The following is a 6153-nucleotide window of genomic DNA, read 5'->3' on the forward strand; positions in this document are numbered from 1 at the left end:
AGGGCGGATCAGACGCGTCCGGCCTGCTGTCCGGTGGCATCGCGCCCTGGTCCGGCAACGGCGCCGAGCCTCCCGCCCTGGGTGACATCTCCCCCATACCGGGTACGGCCACGGGTGGGCCCGGACTGGTGACACCGCTGCCGGACGGGTCGCTGGCGAACGGGTCCGCCCCGGGCGCATCCCCCTCCGGCTCGGTGCCCGAGGGGGCCGGCGCGGGAATGCCCTTCATGCCCATGGCGCCGGGAGTCGGTGGTGCGCCGAAGGAAGAGCACCGCTCCGATGCGTCCGGCCTGCTGTCGGGCGGCGTCGAGCCCTGGTCGCCAGGGGACGAGGCGGTGCCAGGGGAAGGCGAGCTCGCCACGTCCGGAGGGACGGTCGCAGGTGGCCCTGGGCTGGTGCTGGGTACCGGCGAGGCGGTGCCGTCGGCCGCGGGCATCGGTGGTGTGATGCTTCCGGACATGACGGGTGCCGACGGTTCTAAGCCGGCCAAGGGCAAGAAGCACGACGACGGGGTACCGATTCCCCTCCCCCTTCCCGTCGTGCCGACGGGTTCGGTCCAGCAGGCGCCTGCGGTGCCCCCGGTCCCGCCGGCGACCAGGACGAACGGCCCGGACGAGGCGGTACCGATGCGCACGGGCACGCCATCGACCCCGTCGAAGGTGGGGGTCGGCGGGGTGTCGGTGCCCACCGGGGACCCGGCAGCCGCCGGTGCGGAGCAGGCCGCTCTCGACGAGGCGGCGGCGGCCGAGGGCGCGGCCGCGCAGGACGGCGGCATGGCGCCGCCGTACGGGATGCCGGGGGGAGCGTCCCGGGGCGGCGACGAGCGCTCGGACGCTTCGGGGTTGTTGCTGGGGCATGAGAAGGGCTGGGCCGACCCCGATGTCGAGGGCCTGCCCAGCGAGACGCATGGGGCTCCGGCCGGCGGGGCGGCGCTCAGCAGCGCCGACTCAGCGGCGGCGGACGAGTTCGCCGAGGCCCGTGTCGCGTTGGTCCACAGCTCGGAGGCTGCGGAGGACACCGGCGCGTGGGAAGCCACCGACCCGGCGATGCTGTGGGCGCTCGGCAGGAACCGTACAGAGGACGAGGAGGAAGAGCACCTGCCCAAGTACGTCCTCAGCGACAGCGAGGGATGGAGCGACGAGGACGGCGCGGTGTCCGAGGCGGGCGTCGGCACCGACGAGGAGGAGCGCTCGAAGGAGAAGAGCGCGGCCACCTTCGTGGAGGAGCCGGGGTGGAGCGACGAGGACGACGCGGCCTTCGCCGCCAGGCTCGGTTTCTCGCGGCCCCCCGGCGCGGACCAGGCCTCCGCCGAGCCGGTCACCGGCCCGGGACTGGCCACCTGGCGGCGCGACCGCTCCCAGACCGCGGTCGCGGAGGAGTCGCCGATGCCGGCGACCGGATACGCCGGGATGCTGCTCAGCACCGCGGACGTGCCCGACGAGGAGGACGCGGAGCCAGAGGCCTCGGAGGACGACGGCGATGAGGCCAAAGGCAGCCGTGGCATCTCCGCCCTGCTGAGGCAGGGCGCCGATTCGTGGGGCGCCGTTCCCGACAAGGCCGACGCGCTCGACTGACCATGCTCCGCCGCGACAATGCGGCGGAGCTGCCGGGACACCTCCCACAGCGGCCTCACATGTTCGTTGGGGCAGAGGCCGGTGCCCGTCGGACCCTTGACCAGCCGAACTGGTTTGCGTCGCACAGAATTGCAGGTTTCCTGTCCATCACAACCCTCACAACCCCGCGTGACCAGGGCGGGAAGCGTGTCCCAGCAGGACGAGATCGTCACGGCAGGGGAAAGGAACATCGTGTCGAGTCCCTACGACCAGCACATCGAGGAGCTGCTGGGCGCGTACCGCAGGGAACGCGCCCAGGTCGGCGAGCTGCAGCGCAAGATGCGTGAGGTCAAGGGCAGCGCGACGGCTCCCCGACAGGCTCTGAAGGTCACCGTGAACTCGCAGGGCGAGGTGACCGAGATCGAGTTCCCCACCAGCGCCTACAAGCGCATGGCTCCGGTGGAGCTCTCCCAGATGCTCCTCACCACGATCCAGAAGGCCCGGACGACCGTCATGGCCGAGGTGGCCGAGGTGCTCTCCGGTCACCTCCCCGCCGGGATGGCCGCCGCCGACCTGCTCCAGGGCAAGGCCGACCTGGGCGGACTGCTGCCGGAGACGCCGCCCATGGCGGACGAGGTCCAGGAATACACCGTCCACGGCCGCCCCGGCCGGGGCTCTGGTCCCCGTATCGCGCGGCCTCCGGTGGCCTGAGCGACCCCGGAACGTTCTTGCCCCCGACCTGATGCGAGAAGGAGGTAGCGGTGCCTTCCAACTACTTTGCGGTGAACCCCGACGGCCTGGCCAAGAACGCCCCCAACGTCCGGGCCTTCTCCGACCAGATGAGGCAGGTCGTCGGCCGGCTCGAGGAGCGCCTCGGCGCGCTCGGGGACTGCTGGGGCGACGACCCGATGGGCAAGTCTTTCGAAAACGTGTACCAGGAGCCCAAGGAGGAGATGCTCACCGGGCTGCGCGGCATCGTCGACGTGCTGGACAGCACGGCCGACGGCCTGGAGACCATGGCGAAGGGATTCCACGCCACCGAGGAGAACAACACGTCGACCGCCCGCTCCTTCGAGCGCGGCGGAGACTCGAGTTCCCTCCCGAAGGCGCCTGGCGACTCGTCCGGCCGCGGCTCCGTGCGCCGCTGACGTACTGACATATCCGGTGGAAAGGCCCCGTAATTCATGAGCATTACGATTCCACCGGAATTGGGGCCCATTGCCAAGATCACCGTCGGGCAGGAGTTCCCGACGGGGAACGAGGACAGGCTCGCCGAGCTGGGGTCGGTGTGGAACACGACGGCGCTGGAGATCAACCAGCTTCTCGGTGAGCTCAACACGGCGACTGCCGCGACGTTCGAGAGCCTGGCCGGGGCTCCGGCGGAGCAGTTCGCGCAGTTCGTCAACCAGCTGGGCCAGACCCTGCCCGTCATGGCGTTGTCGGCTGCGCAGCTCGGGGCGATGGCCGACAACATCGCGCTGGAGATCGAGTACGCGAAGTACATGATCATCCTCCAGCTTGCGTGGATGGCCGCGGAGGTCGCCTATCTGTCGGCCACGTTGTTCGGCTCCGCTGCCATTCCCGCCGTGATCGCGGCAGGCCGGTTCGCCATTCAGATCATCCTGCGTGAGCTGTTCATCGCGGTGCTGTCGTCCATCGTGATGCAGGTCGGCATGGACGTCGCGGTGCAGATCATCCAGTTCCTGAAGGGCGACCGCACGCACTGGGACCTGAACGCCACCAAGAGCGCGTTCGAGATGGGGGCGCTCGGCGGGGCCGTCGGCGGCGGGCTGGGGCAGATCCTGCGCCACCTGGCCCCGGACTTCACCAAGTCCTTCCTCGGCAGTGTCACTCACGGCGCGCTGACCGGTCTCGGCACGACCGAGGCGAGCAACCTCATCTTCGGCACCCATCAGGACCTCGGCCTCGGCGCCGCCGCGGGCGGACTGGGCGGAGCCATCTCCCACGGCCACACCCTGCGCGAGGGGGGCTCACCGGAGCGCATCGAGGTGCCCAAACTCGAGATGCCCTTCTCCCCCGAGATGCTGCAGCACCGGGTTTCCGGCGAGAGCCGGCCGGGTGCCTCGGGGCGCCTCCCCGGGGAAGCGCCCGAAGAGCAGCAGGAACACGTGCCCGACGAGCACCCGACCGGACAGCGACCGGGCGAGGAGGACCTCCACCTGCCGGACGCTCCCAAACCGTTCGATCCGTCGGAGTTGCCGGATCCGTCGCACAGCGTGCTGGTCACGGACCTTCCCTCCGCTCCGAGCGGGACGCTGCCTCCGCTGCGAGAGCAGGTGGAGCGCCGCGTCGACGAACTCGGCACGCTCGCGCGGACGGCCGGACTCCCCGAGACGCAGTGGCGCCCGCGGGCCGCCTCGGTGCGTGAGGCGGTCGGTGCGGGCGACCTGCCCGAGGCGGCCCGCCGGCTGCACGACTTCCGGACGACTGTCGAGAACGAGATCCTCGACCAGCGGCTGACGGACTTCCGCGCCCATGTGGAGACCGGGTTCTCCCGGCTGGGTGAGCTGGGAGTGAACGAGGACGCCTGGCGTGGTCAGGTGGAGGCCGTGGAGCGGGCGCAGCGGACGGGCAACCCGGTCCTGCTGGACAGCCGGCTGAAGGAGTACACCGACTTCGTCGAACGTCACCTTCCGGTCGAGGTGGTCGCCGAGAACTCCCCGCGCACCTTCGACTCGGGGGTGGAGCAGATCCGCCGGGAGATGACCACGGTCAGTGACCCGGCCGTCCGGGAGGCGCTGCGGAAGGACCTGGAGTGGCACGAGCAGGCGCAGCAGCGCCTGGACCGGCTGGCGCAGTCCGATCCCGAGTCCGACGTCATGCTGCGGCGGACGATCGCGCAGGAGGAGACGGCACAGTCGCCGCAGGAGGTGTCCGAGGCTCGTGGGGCGCTGCGGGACTTCCAGAACCAGCGCGAACTGCAGCGGCAGCTGGACGATGTGCGCGACGGCACGGCCCAGACGGAGCTGGAGCGGCGGTTCGACGCGCTGCGCGAAAGGGCGCTCCCGGACACGCGAGGACAGGAACTGCTGCAGCGGGTGCTGGACGCCAACACGCCGCAGGAGCACGAGCAGGCGCTTCGTGACCTGGTCGCGCACAACCAGTTGACGCCTCAGGAGCGGCAGCTCGGCACCCTGCGCGAGGGGCTGCTGCCCGCCGACGACCCGCAGCGTGAGCAACTCGTGCAGAAGGTGGAGAGCGCCCGGACGCCGGAGGAGGCGCGCCAGGCCCAGCAGGAGCTGAAGCAGTACACGGACCGTCAGATTCAGGAACAGCAGCAGAACTTCACCGAGCGCCTGCACACGCAGGAGGACGCCCGGGCGCAGGCGGGGAACGAGGACCTGCTGCGACGGCTCGACACGCTGAACGGCGGTTCGCCGCAGGATCCGCGCGAGGCCGAGCTGCGTCAGCGGCTCGATGCCGCGACGAACCCGCAGGAGCGGGCCCAGATCATCCACGAGCTGGGAGTGCACCAGCAGGGCGTGCTGCAGCAGCGGGTCGATGCGGCGACGACGCCGCAACAGCGCAAGGAGGCGCTGGACACGCAGGCGAAGTTCAACAACTGGACGCCGGCGGAGCGACGGCTGGCCGAGCTGCGCACGGTGCTGAACCCGGGCGGCGCACCGGAGGCGGACGCCCACCGGGCGGAGCTCGTCCGGCAGGTGGAGAACGCCCGGACGCCGGAGGCAGCCCGTCAGGCCCAGCTGGAACTCAAACAGCACACGGACCGTCAGATCGAACAGCAGACGCGGCAGTTGGAGGACCGGCTGCGTCAGCAGGGCGGCGGCGCTGCGGCGGCGGCGGCCCACGCGGACCTCATGCGGCGGTTCGAGGAGTTGCGCGGCGACGGGTCGCACCAGGACCCGCGCGAGGCCGAACTCATGCGGCGTATGGAGAACGCAGGCAGCCCGCAGGAAGCACGGACCGCCGAACGGAACCTCAGCGACTACCTCGCCGGCCGGGAGCAGCAGCGCCAGGTCGCCGAGCAGCAGCGGCTGGCGCAGGTCCGTGTCCACGAGCAGGAGGTCACCCAGCTTCGCGACCAGCTCACCCAGCAGCGCCGGACCGGCGCGCCGGAGGAGGTCGTACAGCAGACCGAGCGACAGCTGGAGCAGGCCCAGCAGCGCCTGGCCACCGTACGCACCCACGACGAGAACACCGCGGCGCTGCGCCGCGAACTCGAGCACCAGATCGACCGGCCGGCCTCGGGCTCGGACCGTCCCGGCGCGGGATCCGGACGCGGCGGAGGCGGCGGTACGGAGTCCGGTGGTTCGGGTCCCGGGAGCCGGCTGGACCGGTTGGTCCAGGAAGGCATCTCCCGCAGGGCCGAGCAGGACCTCGCGCGCACCCAGGAGGAGCAGCAGTTCCTGCGCCAGGGCCCCGGCGAGCACGACGCGTTCACGCTGGACGAGCTCGACGACCTGCCCAGCGCCCCCACCGCCAGGCCCGAGCCCCTGCCGGACGTTCCCACCGGCAGGCTGGAGGGTCTGCCGGACGCTCCCACCGGCAGGCTGGACGGTCTGCCGGACGCTCCCACCGGCAGGCTGGACGGTCTGCCGGACGCTCCCACCGGCAGGCT

The 6153-nt window shown here is 71.3% G+C and carries 3 protein-coding genes and 1 pseudogene; all 4 read left to right on the forward strand.

Translation table 11 applies throughout. The annotated features are described in order from the left end of the window. Positions 1 to 1574, forward strand: a pseudogene (locus tag ACWC09_RS51915) (hypothetical protein); the annotation flags it as partial. 186 nt (positions 1575 to 1760) lie between these two features. Continuing rightward, on the forward strand, positions 1761 to 2264 hold the full coding sequence (locus ACWC09_RS51920) for a YbaB/EbfC family nucleoid-associated protein (RefSeq protein WP_450859234.1): 504 nt from the start codon (positions 1761 to 1763) through the stop codon (positions 2262 to 2264). Between the two features lie 50 nt (positions 2265 to 2314). Further along, the gene (locus ACWC09_RS51925) at positions 2315 to 2701 is read left to right on the forward strand and encodes a WXG100 family type VII secretion target (protein ID WP_450859236.1); all 387 of its coding nucleotides are present in this window, start codon (positions 2315 to 2317) and stop codon (positions 2699 to 2701) included. Between the two features lie 60 nt (positions 2702 to 2761). Beyond that, positions 2762 to 6153: WXG100-like domain-containing protein (locus ACWC09_RS51930; protein ID WP_450859238.1), on the forward strand; the 3392-nt coding region annotated here is incomplete at its 3' end.

The sequence above is a fragment of the Streptomyces sp. NPDC001617 genome, assembly GCF_053596855.1.